At 59.0% G+C, this 18,950-nt stretch carries 17 protein-coding genes; 7 read left to right on the forward strand and 10 right to left on the reverse strand.

Features of this window, described 5'->3' with window-relative positions; translation table 11 throughout:
• Positions 1-71: 71 nt before the first annotated feature.
• From OQ460_RS23805 to OQ460_RS23820, 4 genes are read left to right on the forward strand one after another with little or no spacing between them, the layout of a single operon-like run.
• Complete coding sequence (locus OQ460_RS23805; RefSeq protein WP_410019716.1) at positions 72-857, forward strand: transporter substrate-binding domain-containing protein; 786 nt, start codon at positions 72-74, stop codon at positions 855-857.
• A gap of 21 nt (positions 858-878) precedes the next feature.
• On the forward strand, positions 879-1,547 hold the full coding sequence (locus OQ460_RS23810; protein WP_410019717.1) for an amino acid ABC transporter permease: 669 nt from the start codon (positions 879-881) through the stop codon (positions 1,545-1,547).
• Positions 1,544-2,194 (forward strand): amino acid ABC transporter permease, encoded by a 651-nt coding sequence (locus OQ460_RS23815; protein ID WP_410019718.1) that lies wholly within the window; start codon positions 1,544-1,546, stop codon positions 2,192-2,194. Before OQ460_RS23810 ends, OQ460_RS23815 begins: the two co-directional genes overlap by 4 nt.
• The gene (locus OQ460_RS23820; RefSeq protein WP_410019719.1) at positions 2,181-2,918 is read left to right on the forward strand and encodes an amino acid ABC transporter ATP-binding protein; all 738 of its coding nucleotides are present in this window, start codon (positions 2,181-2,183) and stop codon (positions 2,916-2,918) included. Before OQ460_RS23815 ends, OQ460_RS23820 begins: the two co-directional genes overlap by 14 nt.
• A gap of 4 nt (positions 2,919-2,922) precedes the next feature.
• On the opposite strand, the gene OQ460_RS23825 is transcribed toward OQ460_RS23820, so the two are convergent.
• The 4 genes from OQ460_RS23825 to OQ460_RS23840 form a co-directional block, all read right to left on the reverse strand.
• The gene (locus OQ460_RS23825; RefSeq protein ID WP_410019720.1) at positions 2,923-3,396 is read right to left on the reverse strand and encodes a hypothetical protein; all 474 of its coding nucleotides are present in this window, start codon (positions 3,394-3,396) and stop codon (positions 2,923-2,925) included.
• A 61-nt stretch (positions 3,397-3,457) separates the two neighbouring features.
• Positions 3,458-5,977 (reverse strand): fimbria/pilus outer membrane usher protein, encoded by a 2,520-nt coding sequence (locus tag OQ460_RS23830; protein WP_410019721.1) that lies wholly within the window; start codon positions 5,975-5,977, stop codon positions 3,458-3,460.
• A gap of 6 nt (positions 5,978-5,983) precedes the next feature.
• A complete protein-coding gene (locus OQ460_RS23835) occupies positions 5,984-6,700 on the reverse strand; it encodes a fimbria/pilus chaperone family protein (RefSeq protein WP_410019722.1) in 717 nt (238 codons plus the stop codon).
• A 113-nt stretch (positions 6,701-6,813) separates the two neighbouring features.
• Positions 6,814-7,470 carry a DUF1120 domain-containing protein gene (locus OQ460_RS23840; protein WP_410019723.1) on the reverse strand — a complete coding sequence of 219 codons (657 nt, stop codon included), beginning with the start codon at positions 7,468-7,470 and terminating at the stop codon, positions 6,814-6,816.
• A 477-nt stretch (positions 7,471-7,947) separates the two neighbouring features.
• Here OQ460_RS23840 and ppx point away from each other — a divergent pair, with 477 nt between their 5' ends.
• Positions 7,948-9,450 carry an exopolyphosphatase gene (ppx, locus tag OQ460_RS23845; protein ID WP_410019724.1) on the forward strand — a complete coding sequence of 501 codons (1,503 nt, stop codon included), beginning with the start codon at positions 7,948-7,950 and terminating at the stop codon, positions 9,448-9,450.
• Between the two features lie 49 nt (positions 9,451-9,499).
• On the opposite strand, the gene OQ460_RS23850 is transcribed toward ppx, so the two are convergent.
• The 3 genes from OQ460_RS23850 to hemB form a co-directional block, all read right to left on the reverse strand.
• Positions 9,500-9,667 (reverse strand): hypothetical protein, encoded by a 168-nt coding sequence (locus tag OQ460_RS23850; RefSeq protein WP_410019725.1) that lies wholly within the window; start codon positions 9,665-9,667, stop codon positions 9,500-9,502.
• Between the two features lie 279 nt (positions 9,668-9,946).
• A complete protein-coding gene (gene ppk1 / locus OQ460_RS23855; RefSeq protein WP_410019726.1) occupies positions 9,947-12,169 on the reverse strand; it encodes a polyphosphate kinase 1 in 2,223 nt (740 codons plus the stop codon).
• Positions 12,170-12,187: 18 nt separating this feature from the next.
• Complete coding sequence (hemB, locus tag OQ460_RS23860; RefSeq protein ID WP_410019727.1) at positions 12,188-13,201, reverse strand: porphobilinogen synthase; 1,014 nt, start codon at positions 13,199-13,201, stop codon at positions 12,188-12,190.
• A gap of 218 nt (positions 13,202-13,419) precedes the next feature.
• On the opposite strand from hemB, the gene OQ460_RS23865 reads away from it, so the two are divergent.
• Positions 13,420-14,079, forward strand: a complete 660-nt coding sequence (locus OQ460_RS23865) for a DedA family protein (protein WP_410019728.1) — start codon at positions 13,420-13,422, stop codon at positions 14,077-14,079.
• Here the strand turns inward: OQ460_RS23865 and OQ460_RS23870 are convergent.
• A complete protein-coding gene (locus OQ460_RS23870; RefSeq protein ID WP_410019729.1) occupies positions 14,030-15,265 on the reverse strand; it encodes a sterol desaturase family protein in 1,236 nt (411 codons plus the stop codon). The two genes, OQ460_RS23865 and OQ460_RS23870, sit on opposite strands and share 50 nt — an antisense overlap.
• 115 nt (positions 15,266-15,380) lie before the next feature.
• On the opposite strand from OQ460_RS23870, the gene elbB reads away from it, so the two are divergent.
• Entirely contained in the window at positions 15,381-16,046 is a 666-nt protein-coding gene (elbB, locus tag OQ460_RS23875; RefSeq protein WP_410019730.1) for an isoprenoid biosynthesis glyoxalase ElbB, read from the forward strand.
• 146 nt (positions 16,047-16,192) lie between these two features.
• On the opposite strand, the gene OQ460_RS23880 is transcribed toward elbB, so the two are convergent.
• Together OQ460_RS23880 and OQ460_RS23885 are read right to left on the reverse strand one after the other, a co-directional pair.
• Positions 16,193-18,091, reverse strand: coding sequence for an FTR1 family protein (locus tag OQ460_RS23880; RefSeq protein WP_410019731.1), 1,899 nt, complete (start codon positions 18,089-18,091; stop codon positions 16,193-16,195).
• Positions 18,092-18,279: 188 nt separating this feature from the next.
• Positions 18,280-18,912, reverse strand: coding sequence for a LysE family transporter (locus OQ460_RS23885; RefSeq protein WP_410019732.1), 633 nt, complete (start codon positions 18,910-18,912; stop codon positions 18,280-18,282).
• Positions 18,913-18,950 lie beyond the last annotated feature (38 nt).

The raw sequence follows: 18,950 nt of genomic DNA on the forward strand, positions 1-18,950 counted from the left end.
CAAACGTTGATGGCATGGGCTATGCACTAACCCAGATCAGAAATCCCCTTCGCCCTTTTCGGAGAGTTGTCATGACCATGCGTTGCAGCGCCTTGCTCACTGCCCTGTTTGCCAGCCTGATGCTGACCCAGGCTCCCGCCCAAGCCAATGCCCTGGACGATATCGTTGCCCGTGGCACCCTCAAAGTCGCCGTCCCCCAGGATTTCCCTCCATTCGGTTCAGTGGGGCCGGACATGCAACCACGTGGACTGGACATCGACACCGCAAAGCTGCTGGCCGACCAGCTCAAGGTCAAGCTTGAGCTGACTCCAGTCAATAGCACCAACCGCATTCCATTCCTGACCACCGGCAAGGTCGACCTGGTGATTTCCAGTCTGGGCAAAAATCCGGAGCGGGAAAAGGTCATCGACTTCTCCAGAGCTTACGCACCTTTCTATCTCGCGGTGTTCGGCCCACCTGACGCGGCTATTACCACCCTTGACGATCTCAAGGGCAAAACCATCAGCGTGACCCGTGGCGCCATCGAAGACATCGAGTTGACGGCCGTCGCCCCCAAGGAAGCCACGATCAAACGTTTCGAAGACAACAACTCGACCATCGCCGCCTACCTCGCAGGTCAGGTTGACCTGATCGCCAGCGGAAACGTGGTGATGGTGGCGATCAGTGAGCGCAACCCCAAACGCGTTCCGGCACTGAAGGTGAAGCTCAAGGACTCACCGGTGTATGTCGGCGTGAACAAGAACGAGTCGGCGCTGCTGGACAAGGTCAATCAGATCCTGGTCACGGCCAAGGCCGACGGCAGCCTGGAAAAGAACGCGCAACTGTGGCTCAAGCAGCCGCTGCCTGCAGACCTCTGAGCACGGCAACGGAGCTGATCCATGGCCTATCAATTCGATTTTGTGCCCGTCCTGGCCAATACCGACCTGCTGTTGCGTGGCGCACTGTTTACCCTGGAACTGACGGCCATCGGTGCGGTGCTGGGCGTCGCCCTGGGCATCGTCGGCGCGGTTGCAAGGGCCTGGAAAATCCAGCCGCTCTGCTGGATCTTCGGGGTGTATGTCGAGTTAATCCGCAACACGCCGTTCCTGGTGCAGTTGTTTTTTATTTTCTTCGGCTTGCCGTCTCTCGGCCTGCAGATTTCCGAGTGGCAGGCGGCAGTGTTGGCGATGGTGATCAACCTGGGCGCTTACTCCACGGAAATCATCCGCGCCGGCATCCAGGCGATTCCGCGCGGGCAACTGGAAGCCGCGGCGGCCCTGGCGATGAACCGTTTCGAGGCATTCCGCCACGTGGTGCTGCTACCGGCACTGGGCAAGGTCTGGCCGGCCCTGAGCAGCCAGATCATCATCGTGATGCTCGGCTCGGCCGTCTGCTCGCAGATTGCGACTGAAGAGTTGAGCTTTGCTGCCAACTTCATCCAGTCGCGCAATTTTCGCGCCTTTGAAACCTACGCCCTGACTACCCTGGTGTATTTGTGCATGGCGTTGATGATCCGCCAGTTGCTCAACTGGATCGGCCGCCGTTATGTGGCGAGGAACAGCCAATGAGTGATTTCTCCTTCTGGGATATCGTGCGCAACCTGCTCACCGGTCTGCACTGGACCTTGTTGTTATCAGTCGTGGCATTCATTGGTGGTGGCCTGATCGGCTTGCTGGTGATGGCCATGCGTATCAGCACCCTTTCTTTACCGCGAAATGTCGCGCGCACTTATATCGAGCTGTTTCAGGGCACCCCGTTGTTGATGCAATTGTTCCTCGTATTCTTTGGCGTTGCGTTGTTGGGGATCGACATTTCGCCCTGGCTGGCGGCCGCGATTGCCCTGACTTTGTTTACTAGCGCCTACCTGGCTGAAATCTGGCGTGGCTGCGTCGAGTCCATCGCCCACGGACAATGGGAAGCCTCGGCCAGCCTGGCCCTCAGCCCTTATGAACAACTGCGCCACGTAATTTTGCCCCAGGCCCTGCGTATCGCCGTGGCGCCCACCGTGGGATTTTCGGTGCAGGTGGTCAAGGGCACCGCCGTAACCTCGATCATCGGCTTCACCGAGCTGACCAAGACCGGTGCAATGCTTGCCAACGCCACCTTTGAACCCTTCATGGTCTATGGCCTGGTTGCACTCGGTTACTTCCTGCTCTGCTACCCCTTGTCACTCAGTGCCCGCTACCTGGAAAGGAGACTGCATGCCTCTGCTTAGAATATCCGCGCTGCATAAGTATTACGGCGATCACCATGTGCTCAAGGGCATCGACCTGACCGTCGAAGAGGGCCAGGTAGTCGCGATCATCGGCCGCAGCGGCTCGGGGAAATCCACTCTGCTACGTACCCTCAATGGCCTGGAGTCGATCAACGACGGGGTGATTGAAGTCGACGGTGAGTACCTCGACGCCGCCCGCGCCGACCTGCGCAGCCTGCGACAAAAAGTCGGCATGGTATTTCAGCAGTTCAATCTGTTTCCTCATCTGACAGTGGGCGAGAACGTCATGCTTGCGCCCCAAGTCGTACAAAAAGTCCACAAGGCCAAGGCGGCGCAACTGGCGCGGCAAATGCTGGAGAGGGTCGGGCTGGGGGAAAAATTCGACGCATTTCCTGATCGCCTGTCAGGCGGACAACAGCAACGGGTAGCCATTGCTCGCGCATTGGCGATGTCACCCAGGGTATTGCTGTGCGACGAAATCACCTCGGCGCTGGACCCGGAGCTGGTCAATGAGGTGCTCAGCGTGGTCCGCCAGTTGGCCAAGGACGGTATGACCCTGATCATGGTGACCCACGAGATGCGTTTTGCCCGGGAAGTAGGCGACAAATTGGTGTTCATGCATCAGGGCAAGGTGCATGAAGTGGGCGACCCGAAAACCCTGTTTGCCCAACCGCGCACTGCAGAACTGGCCAACTTTATTGGCTCGGTGGAACAGTCGGGCTGAGGTTTCAGGCGCCAGGCACCCATTCGAAGCTGCCCTGCCCCTCCAGAGTCGTTTCGTCACGCACCGCAAGCCCGAGCACAGGCACAAAGGTCTCGATATTGACCAGCGCGGTAAAGCGGTGCCCCTGCATTGGCGCGCCGCCTGCGCGTGCAACCAGCGTCTGGCCTGGCAGCAACTGCCCACTTGCCGGCTCCCCCGATACACGCAACTCCACCGCCAGCCCATCAACCTGAGGGTGTTGCAAACTCAGGGTGAAATAGCCTTGGCGGCCAAACCGAAAGCCCTTCGTCCCGGCGGATACCCCGGTGAAACGCAGGCTCATGGGCGCCGCCTCGGCACAGACAATGCTCAGTTGCAGCGTGCGTTTGCCCAAGATCAATTGCCTGTCGACCACTTCGGCGCTGCGGATCAAACCGTAATCGACCCTGGGCTGGCTCAAGGACAAACGGCAATTTCCCGCCAGGGCTTCATCCGACATCAGCCCCGCCCACAGCAACACGCCGCCTATAACAACGCCAGGGCGAATTCTGCTTAGGAATTTATTGCGCACGGCAGACTGCCGAACTGGTTTCGTAGAGTTTGTCGTCATCGGTTTCCGGCTCAGGGTTCAGTTGCAGTACACAGGATGTTGAATCCGGCAGGAAGACGCTCAAGGTTTGCGGCTCGTCCAGATTGCTCAGGAACACCATGCCCTCGCCCACCACACTGGTCAGGAAGGCATTGCCCGAGCCGAATACCGAGGCCCCTTGAGGCAACGGCCGTCCTTGCTCGTCGCGCACTTCAAGCAACAGGCGGCGTACCTTCACCACCTCGAAATCAACGGTATTGAAGGATCCACGGCCAGCGGTGAGCGCCTTGGTGCCGTTTTTCAGATCGATACGCTTGGGCAGAGAATGGGTTTGCACCTCAACATTGCTGTTGAGGTAGGCCGGGAGGCCGGCGATCACCGCCTGGCCCCAGTAATCAGTCCATACCGGACCCTGGGGGGTTGCGACCTTGACCGAGCCAACGTCGCCCACCGAGACGATGCCAAAGGTGTCCTGGACGGCATAGGGCGAGAACGTCAAGCCACGCTCATGGGCCACCACACCGCCCTGCAGTTGCCCGGTGTAGTTGGTGCTGAAGGAGTCCCGCCGCATGCCCAGCCCAACCTGAGCATAGCGCGGCACGGCATTCACCCAGGCTTGAACCGACTGATCACCACTTGTCTGCTCCCGAGCCACACCCACCTCATAATTCACATAGTCATTCACCCGGTCACTGAACGCGGTGCCAAACTCCAACTCGTCCCCGCGACGGCTGGCATAGGACGTGACACGACGGTCCCCTCCAAACGGTATAGAGACCTGCAACCGCAGCGATAGCCCTGTTTCGGAGGGGGCATTGCGCTCGTCGCGCCGAGTATTTCGCTCTTTTCGCGGTCGAGAGCCCCCCACCCGCGAGTCAGCGATCAACGACACTTGGGTGCCGCTGAACTCGCGGTCCCATGAGGCAAATACGTGTTCGGCCGATTGCCCGTCAAATTGCGCGCTGCGCGAGTAGCTGATGGAGAAGCCCCCAAGGAACGGGTCAGCCCAGCTCAGGCCCAGGGTGTATTGGTTCTTCAAGCGCGCGTCCAGGTCGTCGCGACCGCTTGACAGCCCAGCTTCCGTAACCTCGCGATAGCCACGCGTCTGGCGCGTAGCGCTGAGATTCGCCTCCAGGCGGGTAGATAGCGGACCACTCAATGAGATAGAGCTGCGAACCCCGCTGACATTCCCCAAGTCATCGCGCGACAGATTTTGGCGCCCACCCACCGTCATCCGCTGGAAAAACACGCTGCTCAATGTCCCGCCCGCAGCCTGGTACTCCTCGGTGCTCAACAGGCCAAAGCCCAAGGACGAACTTCGCCCAAGACCCCAGGTACCACTGGCCATCGCCACCACCGGCGGCTCCTGGTCATCGAGCGTCGCCCCCCGCACCTTGCCCATGGAAAAGAAGTAACCCGGCACCACCGGCACACCTGCGCCAAAGGACGCCGCCGGCACCCTGAAACTGTGCCCGCCGCCACGAGTGCCGATCACGTTTACGTCCAGATCGCTGGTGCCATTGAGCAGCGAGAACCCGCTCAGGGAAAAAGGGCCTTCCGGCACCAGGGTGGTATGGATCAACACCCCTGACTGGCGCACTTCTACCCTGGACGCGCTGCGGGCCAGGCCTTCGACCACCACAGCGCTGCCGCCCGAGGCGCGCGACTGCCCATCAGGAAACATCTGCAGGCCGGAGAGCTGGAGCCCGCCGAACACCGGGCTGTTGCTGGAGATCTGACCCACCTGGAAGGTCGAGCGAAGCCCTGGAAAATCGCGCTGGGCGTAGGCGTTCACATGCTCGCTGCTGGCCTTGCCATTGTCGGAAATATAGAACTGGCGACTGCGCACAATCCAGTTCCCCAGGTTGAATCCCGCCTCGGTATAGGCGGAAACGGAGCGCGAAGAGCCACTGTCGAAGCGATCCTCGAAACCCTGCACATCGTAGTTGAACAAGGCCGCCATGCCACCTTGGGAGGCGCTGCCCGCCCCCCATTCAAGCTCGCGCATCGACTGGGTAGGCACCACCAGCGTGACCTCATCGCTGCCAGGACTCAGCCGGACAATCGTCGCCGGATATTCACCGACAAAGTCGTGGCACGCTTGATCTGGCGCAATGCCTTGGCGAATGACCGCAGACGGAACGCGCAGCCCGGCCTTTTCCAGTAATTTCGAGGTGAAACACAGCTGCCCCTCATAGTCGAAACGCGCCTCCACCAATCCCAGTGGGTTACCGTTGACCCGCAGCCCGACCACATGGACGCCCTCGCGAAAACGCGCCGCACTGCGAAAATAATGGGCAACCTTGGGGTCAATGCCATTCGCGGAAAGAACGGCGAGATCAAAGCCTTCCCCCAACTCCAGACCGTGGGCAGGAAGGCTGCACAGCGTCGCAAGCCCGATGAAGATTGTTGAACCACACGACAAGGAAGTCGAAGCAGGAAGGATCGAAGCGGGCTGATTCAGGCAGCCGGCTTTGGGCAGACTTTTCATAACTGATCAACCCGCCTCGATAACGACGGGAGCCTGGTAGAGGGCAGCCGAATAGCCGTAGACCGTCGCCGGTTGAATCTCAATGGCATTGATCCCCACCACACCCCGCTCGACAGTGGTCGACAGCGTTTCGCCTGGCAGGACATAGGTCCGTGGCAGTATTGCCTGGCTTTTTGCGGGTAGCAGTTGCACTTGCAACCCCAGCCGTACCACGTAGGCACTGTCGTTATGAACGGTCAGGCGATTGCCTTGCAGTTTCCATTTCAGCAACTTCCAGGGCTCTTCAAGCCGCGGCAGGCCCTTGGGATGCAGGATCAGCGGCAAGTCCTGGCGAATGGTGATACCAATGGTCGCACGTCCCTCGGCACGCGCCTGGGGGATACCTTCAAAGGTGACCCGTTTCAGGCGCTGGGTCTTGAGCGGTTCCTTGAGAGTTGCGATAAAACGTACTAGTTGTGTTTCACCAGGCTCCACGCGCGCAATCGGCGGCGTAACAATCAATAGTGGTTCCGGGTCTTCCGCAAGGTTTTGAATGACCGAATGTAATAACGCAGGACCGGCATCGGTGTTCTTGACATTAATGGTTGCTTCGCCGTTTTCTTCATAAAGAATTACGACAGATGTTTCAGGCTCCATACCATCGACCAGTACTTCCCCACCTAAAAACAGAGAAAGACTTGCGCCACCCAGCAAAGCGGCGACCGTATTGAAAAGAAAATTCATCAAGTTCTACCCATGCAATAATATAGCGACTACCAATACATACATGACTACAAACAGCCAGCACTGTAGCCGCAACAGTTAGTTACGACTACAGTGCTGGTTTTATTACATGCTTAGATACGAGTAACGACTAAGGTAGCAAGCCCATTCAAGGGAACATCCTTGCTCAGGTCCAAGGCGCTACCCTTGTTGATAACGGCCCTCACGTAGATAGTACCGCTGACGGTATTGACCAGGGCTGGAACCGGGCTGGTAGTACGGCTCCAGGAGTGTTGGTACGGGAACTTGTCGACCCGACCATTGGAGCTATAGGTCCAGGCTGCGCCAGAGCTTGACCTTTTAAGCGGATGCAGGCTGGCCCCGCCACTGGTCAGGTTCGAAAGCCTGACCGAATAGCCACCAGTATGTCGACCGTTCTGGGCCCCCAGGCCAAAGTTCTGGGATTCGGTGTAGCCCGTTCCCAGGATGCCCGGCACGGTACTGCCCGCCTGCGTATCAGTCACCGACAGTGCCATCTGCGTTGCTGTAGTGCCGCAATTTACGGTCAGGGGCAGTGTTTTCTCGTGCAGGGGGTTGAACGCATTGGGCAATATGGTGGATGCACTGATCTGACCATAGTCAATGACGCCGGTGCTGATACTGACTGTGCATGAAGCAGGCGTGATAGTACCAATAACCCTCAAGTTTCCCGACCCACTCGTATCGGCATGCACCACCACACTTGCAGCCAAACAAACAACACCCATAACCAAACCAGATACTTTTTTCATGTCAAACCTATCACTAGAAGTTATCAGGTGTCTTTATCTTCACTCGGGCAATTGCATACCCAACATCCTCCATCCTTGGCTAATGAGCTGTAAATAAATAACACCAAGGCAATATTGCCAGTGACAGTCTCTCTCGCATACACCCTGCAAAAGAATAAGATTAAACCCTGATTATTGTCGGATCGATAAAAAACCACTGTCGCCTTAACCCGTTTAAAGAGTAGTACCAACTCAATTATCATTGGGTATAACTGTTATCCCGATGTAGGTTAAATCAAGAGAAGTTTCTAATTTTTGAAATTTTACTGTTTCTCACAGACATTACGGACTAATCACCAAGAACCGATGGAAACGCCCTACATTTCCTACAAACCGCCATCCCAACCCCCTCTAGGAGAATTCCCCTGCGCACTACGCGTTGGCGTCAGCGTTTGATCGTGGCACGATGGCGAGGTTATCGACCGAGATCACCTACCCATGCCGCAATCCCAAGCCAAGAATCTGTCCCTGATCGCCGCCATCGACCTGGGCTCCAACAGTTTTCACATGGTCGTGGCCAAGGCCCAGAACGGTGAAATTCGCATCCTTGAGCGGCTCGGTGAAAAGGTACAACTGGCTGCCGGGATCGACGATGAGCGTCAGCTCAACGAAGAATCCATGCAGCGCGGGCTTGATTGCCTCAAGCGTTTTTCCCAATTGATCAATGGCATGCCCCTGGGCGCCGTGCGAATTGTCGGAACCAACGCGCTGCGCGAAGCGCGTAACCGTGGCGAATTCATCCACCGCGCCGAGGAAATCCTCGGCCATCCGGTGGAAGTCATTTCCGGGCGTGAAGAAGCACGCCTGATCTACCTGGGCGTGTCTCACACCCTGGCCGACACTCCCGGAAAACGTCTGGTAGCGGATATCGGCGGCGGCAGTACCGAGTTCATCATCGGCCAACGCTTCGAACCCCTGTTGCGCGAAAGCCTGCAAATGGGCTGCGTCAGCTACACCCAGCGTTACTTCAAGGATGGCAAGATCACCCCGGCCCGCTACGCCCAGGCGTACACCGCAGCGCGGTTGGAGATCATGAGTATCGAACACGCCCTGCACCGCCTGACCTGGGATGAAGCCATCGGCTCATCCGGTACCATTCGCGCCATTGGCCTGGCCCTGAAGGCCGGCGGCCACGGCACTGGCGAGGTCAACGCTGAAGGCCTGGCGTGGCTCAAGCGCAAGCTGTTCAAGCTCGGGGATGCGGAGAAAATCGACTTCGACGGGATCAAACCTGACCGCCGGACGATCTTCCCGGCAGGCCTGGCCATCCTTGAAGCCATTTTCGACGCCCTTGAGCTACAGCGTATGGACCACTGCGATGGAGCCCTGCGTGAAGGCGTGCTCTATGACCTGCTGGGGCGCCATCATCACGAAGACGTGCGTGAGCGCACCCTGGGCTCATTGATGGAGCGCTACCATGTCGACCTGGAGCAAGCGGCGCGAGTCGAGCGCAAGGCCTTGCATGCTTTCGATCAGGTGGCAGAGGATTGGGACCTGGAAGACGGGGTCTGGCGTGAACTGTTGGGCTGGGCAGCCAAAGTCCATGAGGTGGGCCTGGATATCGCCCATTACCATTACCACAAGCACGGCGCGTACTTGATCGAGCACTCTGACCTGGCAGGCTTCTCCCGGGAAGACCAGCAGATGCTCGCACTGCTGGTACGCGGTCATCGCCGCAACATCCCCAAGGACAAGTTTGCAGAGTTCGGTGCCGACGGAATCAAGCTGATTCGCCTGTGCGCGTTGCTGCGTTTTGCGATTCTGTTCCATCACATCCGTGGTACCCAGCAAATGCCACAGGTGAGCCTGCGTGCCGATGGCGACAGCCTGGATGTGGTATTCCCCGACGGCTGGCTGGACGAAAACCAACTGACCCAAGCCGACTTCGCCCAGGAGGCGGAGTGGCTGACTCGGGTCGGATTCAGCCTGAACGTGCGCTGAGATGGCTCTCTGCCAGGCGCCGCAGCAAGTGCGGCGCCTGGCATTGGGCTCAAGCGTTCAGTGGTGTGGCAGGCGAGAATGGCGCCCCGAAGGCAAATGCCGGTTCCCTGATGGCATGTGAAGCCTGCTCATAGCCATGCGCGACCGACAGCAGCGTCGCCTCGCTATTCTGCGTGCCAGCAAAGACGAGCGCGGTTGGCATACCTTCATTATCCATACCCGATGGCACCGAGATACTCGGGAAGCCTGCCCCTGCGGCAAAGAAGCTAATGCTCCGAAAAGCCCAGCGGTTCCCACACCAGCTCCAAACATAGAGAACTCCTCAACTGACACGTGAAGGCTATTGGTTAATAACCCGGCGTCAGTTCAGTCTAGGAAGGAGCTTCATGGGTGCCCCAGCTGGAAGATCTGGTTGCCTTGCCTGACAACTCCGTTGCGGATGTAGGCTAGGTGGCGACAGTGGAAGCAGACGTATCTGCTTCCACAGGGCCAGGCTTCAGCGCACGCTGAGCAGCGGCAGACCCAGGCGCTCCAGCAACGTCGCCTGTGCACTTCGCGGGTTCTGGTTGCCGGTTGGCGTGTTGCGCACGTAGCGGCCATCCGACTGCAGGCTCCAGCTGTGGGTGTTATCGGTGAGATAGCTTTCCAGCTCTTTCTTGACCCGCATGATCAGTTTCTTGCCTTCCACCGGGAAGCAGGTCTCCACGCGCTTGTCGAGGTTGCGCTCCATCCAGTCGGCGCTGGACAAGAACATCTGCTCCTCGCCACCGTTAAGGAAGTAGAACACCCGCGTGTGCTCCAGGAAACGGCCGATGATCGAGCGCACGTGAATATTGTGCGAGACCCCGGCAATTCCCGGCCGCAGGCAGCACATGCCACGCACCACCAGGTCGATACGCACGCCGGACTGGCTGGCCTTGTACAGTGCGCGAATGATCTTCGGATCGGTCAGCGAGTTGAACTTGGCAATGATGTGCGCCGGCTTGCCGTCGATCGCGAACTGGGTTTCCCGGGCAATCATGTCGAGCATGCCCTTTTTCAGGGTGAACGGCGCATGCAGTAGCTTCTTCATGCGCAAGGTCTTGCCCATGCCGATCAACTGGCTGAACAGTTTGCCCACGTCTTCACACAGCGCATCATCAGAAGTCAGCAAGCTGTAGTCGGTATAGAGCTTGGCGTTGCCAGCGTGGTAGTTGCCGGTACCCAAGTGCGCGTAACGCACAATCTCCCCGGCCTCACGGCGCAGGATCAACATCATCTTGGCGTGGGTCTTGAAGCCCACCACGCCGTAGATCACCACCGCACCGGCCGCTTGCAGGCGGCTGGCCAATTGCAGGTTGGACTCTTCGTCAAAACGCGCGCGCAGTTCGATCACCGCGGTGACTTCCTTGCCGTTGCGCGCCGCATCCACCAGGGCATCGACGATTTCCGAGTTGGCGCCGCTGCGGTACAGGGTCTGGCGCACGGCCAGGACGTGAGGGTCCTTGGCAGCCTGGCGCAGCAGGTCGACTACCGGTGTGAACGACTCGAAGGGGTGCAGCAGCAAGATATCCTGCTTGCTGACCACACTGAAAATGTTCTCGCTGTTTTGCAGCAGTTTCGGGATCTGCGGGGTGAACGGCGTGTATTGCAGCTCCGGATGGCTGTCCAGGCCAGTGATGCTGAACAGGCGCGTCAGGTTCACCGGGCCATTGACCTGATACAACTCGGTCTCGGACAGGTTGAACTGTTTGAGCAGGTAGTCCGAAAGATGTTTCGGACAGGTATCTGCCACCTCCAGACGCACCGCATCACCGTAGCGACGCGAGAACAGCTCGCCGCGCAGGGCGCGAGCCAAGTCTTCGACGTCTTCGGTGTCCACCGCCAGATCGGCGTTACGGGTCAGGCGGAACTGGTAGCAACCCTTGACCTTCATACCCTGGAACAAATCATCGGCGTGGGCATGGATCATCGACGACAGGAATACATAGTTATCGCCAGTCCCCCCGACCTCTTCCGGTACCTTGATCACCCGTGGCAACAGGCGCGGCGCGGGGATGATCGCCAGCCCCGAGTCACGACCGAAGGCGTCGATACCTTCCAGCTCGACGATGAAGTTCAGGCTCTTGTTCACCAGCAACGGAAACGGGTGCGTCGGGTCCAGGCCAATCGGGGTGATGATCGGCGCGATCTCGTCACGGAAATAACGACGTACCCAGGTCTTGATCTTGACGGTCCAGTTGCGGCGGCGGATGAAGCGGACCTGATGCTTTTCCAGTTCCGGCAACAGGATGTCGTTGAGGATGGCGTATTGGCGATCTACATGACCATGTACCAGCTCGCTGATGCGCGCCAGGGCCTGGTGCGGCTGCAGGCCGTCGGCACCGGCCTGCTCACGGGCGAAGGTGATCTGCTTCTTGAGGCCGGCGACACGGATTTCAAAGAACTCATCCAGGTTGCTGGAGAAGATCAGCAGGAACTTCAGCCGCTCCAACAGCGGATAGGACTCATCCAGTGCCTGTTCCAGCACGCGGATGTTGAATTGCAGTTGCGACAGTTCACGATGGATATAAAGGCTACTGTCATCCAGGTTCGGGATCACGATAGCCGGTGCCGCGACCGCCGGTTCAGCGATCACCGCAGACTGCTCAGGCTCCAGTTCCGGCGGGGTTTCGGTGACGTGTTCAACCACCGGGAGCGCATCTTTTACAGCCACTTCTGTGAGTCCTTCGGTATTCATGGAGTGTTCCTGTGAGGGCTAGTGTTGCTCTCTAAGCAATTGGGCGGCACGGACGGCAAAGTAAGTCAGGATGCCATCGGCACCCGCACGTTTAAAGGCCACGAGGGACTCAAGAATGACCCCTTCACTCAACCAGCCATTTTGAATCGCAGCCATGTGCATGGCGTACTCACCACTGACCTGATAGACAAAGGTCGGCACCTTGAATTCATCTTTGACCCGATAAAGGATGTCCAGATAGGGCATGCCGGGCTTGACCATGACCATGTCGGCGCCTTCTGCCAGGTCCGCCGCCACTTCGTGCAAGGCCTCGTGGCTGTTGGCCGGGTCCATCTGGTACGAGGCCTTGTTGGCCTTGCCCAGGTTCGACGCCGAGCCGACCGCCTCGCGGAACGGGCCGTAGTAGGTACTGGCATACTTGGCCGAGTAGGCCATGATGCGGACGTTGACATGACCGGCCAGTTCAAGCGCTTCACGGATCGCCTGGACGCGACCGTCCATCATGTCCGATGGAGCAACTACCTGGGCGCCCGCAGCCGCATGGGACAAGGCTTGCTTGACCAATGCGTCGACGGTGATGTCGTTCTGCACATAACCGTCTGCATCCAGAATGCCATCCTGCCCATGGGTAGTGAATGGGTCCAGCGCCACGTCGGTAATCACCCCCAACTGCGGGAATCGCTCGCGCAGGGCGCGGGTGGCGCGCTGGGCAATGCCTTCAGGGTTCCAGGCCTGTGCGGCGTCCAGCGACTTGAGCTCTACCGGCGTCACCGGGAACACCGCCAGGGCCGGAATCCCCAACTCAACCCAATGCGCAGCCTCTTCGAGCAGCAGATCAATGCTCAGTCGCTCGACACCCGGCATGGAAGCCACCGCTTCCCGGCGGTTCTCACCGTCCAGCACAAATACCGGCAGGATCAGATCGTCGACCGTCAGTACGTTTTCACGAACCAGGCGGCGAGAAAAATCATCACGACGGTTGCGGCGCAGGCGAGTAGCGGGAAACAGACGATGGGCGGGGGTAAAGCTCACGGCAGACTCCTGAGCCCGGGGTGACGGGCGAGCGTGACAGTTATAAGCGGTCATTATGACGAAGGAATTACAGTTGTGCTTACTCATGCGACTGGCGCGCGACCTGTAGTCGCGCGCACGGTTTCTGTAGGAAAAGTTCACTTCACGACACATCTCGATACTTTCATGAATGTCCACGAAGGCGTAGGCTGCGCGTTCATTTCGCCAGCACCCAGACAATGCTCCAACAATTTCTGAATGACTTTGGCTACTTTGCGCTCCTCGTGGGCACGTTCTTCGAAGGCGAAACCATCCTGGTCCTCGCAGGCTTCCTGGCGTTCCGTGGATACATGGATATCAACCTTGTGGTCGTGGTTGCGTTCTGCGGCAGCTACGCCGGCGACCAACTGTGGTACTTCCTGGGGCGCAAGCACGGACGCAAATTGCTGGCGCGCAAACCCCGCTGGCAACTGCTGGGGGACCGCGCGCTGGAGCACATCCGCCGGCATCCGGACATCTGGGTACTGAGCTTCCGTTTTGTCTATGGCTTACGCACGGTCATGCCAGTAGCGATCGGCCTGTCGGGCTACCCACCGGGACGTTACCTGCTGCTCAATGGCATCGGCGCAGCCATATGGGCTGCGGCATTGGGGGCAGCGGCGTACCATTTCGGAGCCGTACTCGAAGGCCTGCTGGGCAGCGTCAAGAAATACGAGCTGTGGGTATTGGGTGCCCTGCTGGTGCTGGGCCTGGGCTTGTGGCTGCGGCGCCGCATCAAGAACGCGCGCCTGGCTCGGCAAGCCTGCGCTGTGGAGAAGGCCCGCCTGGAGCAAGAGCTACCGAGCGAACCTACGACGCCAGCCGCGCAACCCGCGCCCGACAACAATAGAGACCGATAAGGCTCAGCATGCTGTAACTGGCCAGCCCCAACCAGCCCAGCGCGCTGGCTGGCCACAACCCGACCAGCGGCGCCAGCCACACCACCGGTACGTTCAGTGCCAGGCGCAGCAGTTCGGCCTTCAACGCCCACGGCCGGTTCTCTAAGGCCACGCCCAGGGTAAACAACCCCAGCGCCATTACACTCCAGCCCAGCACCAGGGCCGCAGTCGACATGCCCTCACCGGCATTCATCAAGTAGCTGCCAAAGCCCACATAGACGGCAAACTGCAAGGCAATGTAAACCTGCTGGCGAGTATCCAGCGGTATTTCAAACTTGCGGAACTGGCTCAGGTCCGGCTTGGCCAACGGGTATTTGGCCTTTACGTCCGCCGGACGCCAGCCCGTGCGCATAAACCAGATACGCAGCTTGTCCCACCAGCGCTCGGTTCGCCGGGCATCGCTCAATAACTGCGCATAAAACTGCAGGTTGGCCCACAGCGGGTTCCAACTCGCCAGCGGTGTGGTCACGCCAAAAATCACTGGTTCGTTTTCGTCTTCTTCCTGGAAAGAACCAAACAGCCGGTCCCAAATAATGAACACTCCGCCGTAGTTGCGATCCATGTAGAGAGCGTTCTGTGCATGGTGGGCCCGGTGATTGGAAGGCGTGACGAAGAACCATTCGAACCAGCCCAGCTTGGGCACATGGCGGGTATGGACCCAGAATTGGTAGAGCAAGTTGAGGGACGCCACACTGATAAACACCAGCAACGGCACGCCAAGCACAGCCAGAGGCAGGTAAAAGATCCAACTCAACAGGAAGCCCGTACTGGTCTGGCGCAAAGCTGTGGTGAGGTTGTAGTCCTCGCTTTGGTGATGCACAGAATGCGCGGCCCACAGAATGTTGCGTTCGTGACCGCAGCGGTGCAGCCAGTAGTAGCAGAAGTCGTAGAAGACGAAGGCGAAGACCCAGGTCCAGATGCTCTGGGTCGAGAGCTCGAGCAAAGCCAGGTGCTCAAGGGCGAATGCGTAGGTCAACAGCCCCACCCCTTTGGTCAGCAGGCCGGTGGTGGTGGAAAGCACGCCGGTGCTCAGGCTGTTGATGGCGTCTGCCACCCGATAGTTGCGCTCGCCGCGCCAACGGTCAGCCAGCAGCTCGACCACAATCAAGGCAATGAAAAACGGTACCGCGTAAGGGACGAAGTCCATGGGCAAGTCCGGTCAATTATTGTTAGATCAAGATTAGGTGTACTTGCGAGATATCCCATTGGCAATGAGTGACAAATAAGTAGACATTTAACGCCATACATCAGGAGAAATGCCCATGAGCAAAAAGATTGCAGTGATCCTTTCCGGCTGTGGCGTGTACGACGGCGCAGAAATCCATGAAAGCGTGATCACGTTGCTGCGCCTGGATCAGCGCGGCGCTCAGGTCCAGTGCTTTGCCCCCGATATTGCGCAGATGCACGTGATCAATCACCTCACGGGCGAAGAGATGCCCGAGTCGCGCAACGTGCTGGTGGAGTCGGCGCGCATCGCCCGGGGCCAGGTCAAAGATATTCGCGAGGCCAGCGTAGAAGACTTCGACGCGCTGATCGTGCCGGGTGGTTTTGGTGCCGCAAAAAACCTGTCGAACTTTGCTGTCGAAGGTGCGGGGTGCAGCGTGAATCCGGATGTATTGGCGCTGACTGAAGCCTTTGCCGAAGCGCGCAAGCCCGTGGGGCTGATCTGCATCTCGCCGGCGCTGGCAGCAAAGATCTACGGCCCCGGCGTGACATGCACCATCGGCAATGACACCGACACCGCGCAAGCCCTGACAAAAATGGGCGCCACCCATGAGGACTGCGCAGTCGAGGATATCATCGAGGACAAGGCTCGCAGACTGGTCAGCACCCCAGCCTATATGCTGGCCGGGAACATCAGCGAAGTGGCGTCCGGGATCAACAAACTGGTGGACCGGGTATTAGAGCTGACCCACGAAAACGACTAAGCATCTTTGCCTGCTCACAAACCAATGTGGGCGGGTTTGTGTGGGAGCGGGCTTGCTCGTGATGGCAGTGGATCAGCCGATAAATCTGGTGACTGGTCTACCGCTATCGCGAGCAAGCCCGCTCCCACATTTTGATCAAGGTGTGTTCAAGACGCCGCTAACCGGCGCTTCTCGGCCATTCGACTGCGGCTGTACAACACCACGATCGCGATGATCGCCACCGCCTGGGCGCTTAACGAATAGGCGTCGGCGTGAATGCCCAGCCAGTCGAATTCAAAGAACGCCACTGGTCGTGTACCGAAGATGCCGGCCTCCTGCAGCGCCTTGACGCCATGCCCGGCGAATACCACCGACAAGGCACACAACAGCGCCGCATTGATGCCAAAGAACAGCGCCAGCGGTAACTTCGCCGACCCCCTCAGGATGATCCATGCCAGGCCCATCAGCAGCACAAGCGCCGTGGCGCCGCCCGCCAGAACCGCATTATGCCCGGCAGGACCTGCCTGCAGCCACAGGGTTTCGTAGAACAGGATTACTTCAAACAACTCGCGGTACACCGAGAAAAACGCCAGCACGGCAAAACCGAAACGTCCGCCGCCGCCCACCAGGCTGCTCTTGATGTAGTCCTGCCAGGCCGCCGCATGGCGTCGGTCATGCATCCAAACGCCAAGCCATAGCACCATGACGCTGGCAAACAGCGCCGTGCAGCCTTCCAGCAACTCACGCTGGGCGCCGCTCACATCAATCACATACGCCGCCAGCGCCCAGGTCGCCAGTCCGGCCACCAGTGCCAGGGCCCAGCCAACGTTGACGCTGCGCACCGCCGATTGCTGCCCGGTGTTACGCAGGAATGCGAGGATCGCCGCCAGCACCAGAATCGCTTCCAGGCCTTCGCGCAATAGAATCAACAGGCCGGAGATGTAGCTCAACGACCAACTCAAGCCATCGCCACCCAGCAAGCCGGCAGCCTCGGTAAGCTTGCCCTTGGCTACATCCAGACGCTGCTGGACCTGCTCGATCGGCAATCCGTCCTGCAACGACTGCCGATAGGCCATCAGGGCCTTTTCGGTGTCCTTGCGCACGTTTGCGTCGACGTTGTCCAGTGAGCTTTCAACCAGTTCGAAGCCTTCAAGATAGGCCGCGACCGAAAGGTCGTAGGCCTGCTCGTGCTCACCGTTGCGAAAGGCTGCCAGGCTTTTGTCCAGGGTCGTCGCGGTGTAATCGAGCAACTGCGCCGGGCCACGCTGGACCTGCGGCGGCTGTGCCCGCTGCGCACGAAAGACCCGGGCCGCGTCCGGGCCATCGGCAGCCAGCACTTCCTCGGGCGTCTGGCGCGCCAGATCGGCCAGGTTGAAGGTTTTTTCGCTGTTTGCCGCCGCCGGGTCAGCCGTAAATCCTGCAATGTAGGTCGCCAGGTCCCAACGCTGGCGGTCATCCAATTGATCGGCGAAAGATGGCATGTCAGTGCCTTCAACACCCAGACCCAGGGTGTTGTAGATCCCGTAGAGGCTCAAGCGATCCAACCGCGCGGTATCGCGCAGATTGGCCGGTGGCGGCACCAGACCAACCCCAGCCGGACCGTCGCCGGCCCCGATCTCGCCGTGGCACACCGAACAATGCTGGGCGTAAAGCGGCGCACCCCGCGTCGGATCCGGCGTGATGACCGGTGCCTGGCTGACTTCATAAGCCACTGCCAGCTTGGCGCCCAGCTGGCGCGCCTGACGAGCGACCGCAGCACCATCTTCATGAGCACTCACGGCCGTCAACAGTTGGTCGACGCCTTCTACCAACCCGGCGCGTTCGGGTTTCTCCGGCAACTGCGCCACCAGCCCCTGTAAAACCCCCAGAAACTCCACCTGCTCAAGGTATTCAGGCTCGTCGATAACCTTGCCCGCCTCTACCGTCGATGGATAGTCAGCTCCGATATAGTCCAGCAAATGCAAAGCCTGGGGCGCACCTTCGGCAGTGGCCGCCAGTAGATTGAAGCTGCACGACACCAACGCCGGCAGCAGCAGCCAGGCTAAAAAACGCGAGGGGGCAGTCATGAATGGCTCTCAAATGGAAACAAGAAGTAACACATTGTCGAGTGTTAATAGGTTTGACTCAAGGCGTTAGTGGTTTGCGGGGTGAAATGGCGGGAGTTTTTTCGATCAATCATTGGCCAGCGGCAAGGTCGATGGCGCGTCGACCTTGCCGGAAGAGACAAAACCCAAGGCTTTCAGGGGAAACGCAGTCACACTGTTGCGCGATGCAAACTGGCCAGGAACGCCGCTGCACCGACAAATAACCCTGCAAACGTACGGTTCACACGCTTCTGCTGTTTCGGCGTGCGCAACAGGCGCAATACTTTTGAAGCCAGGCCCGTATAGCCCGCCATGACAATCATATCGACACAAATCATCGTCGCGCCCAGGATCACATACTGGATCAGCAGCGGCGCCTGCGGGTTCACGAATTGCGGCAGCACCGCCAGCATGAACACCAGCGCCTTGGGATTGCTGGCGTTTACCAGAAAACCACGGAACATCATCGCCAGCGGTTTGCCAATGGGGCGCACGGCGGCGTCATCGGTCAAGTCTGCTGGCAACGCACGCCATTGCTTGACGGCCAGGTACACCAGATAGGCCACACCGAACCATTTGATCACGTAGAACGCCGTGGAAGACGCCGCCAGAACCGCCCCCAGACCACCGGCTACCACCGCAATCTGCATCGCCAGGCCCAGTTGCAGGCCCAGGGCATTCCAGTAACCGCGCAGAAAGCCGTATTGCAGGCCGCTGGACATCGAGGCAATAGCGCCCGCGCCAGGAGAGAGACTGATGATCCAGCTGGCCGCAAAAAAGGCCAGCCATGTTTCGAGCGCCATTACACACCTCAACGGGAGAATTTGCTGTTGTGCCTTAA

The sequence above is a fragment of the Pseudomonas imrae genome (genome assembly GCF_046352735.2).
GTDB lineage: Bacteria > Pseudomonadota > Gammaproteobacteria > Pseudomonadales > Pseudomonadaceae > Aquipseudomonas > Aquipseudomonas imrae.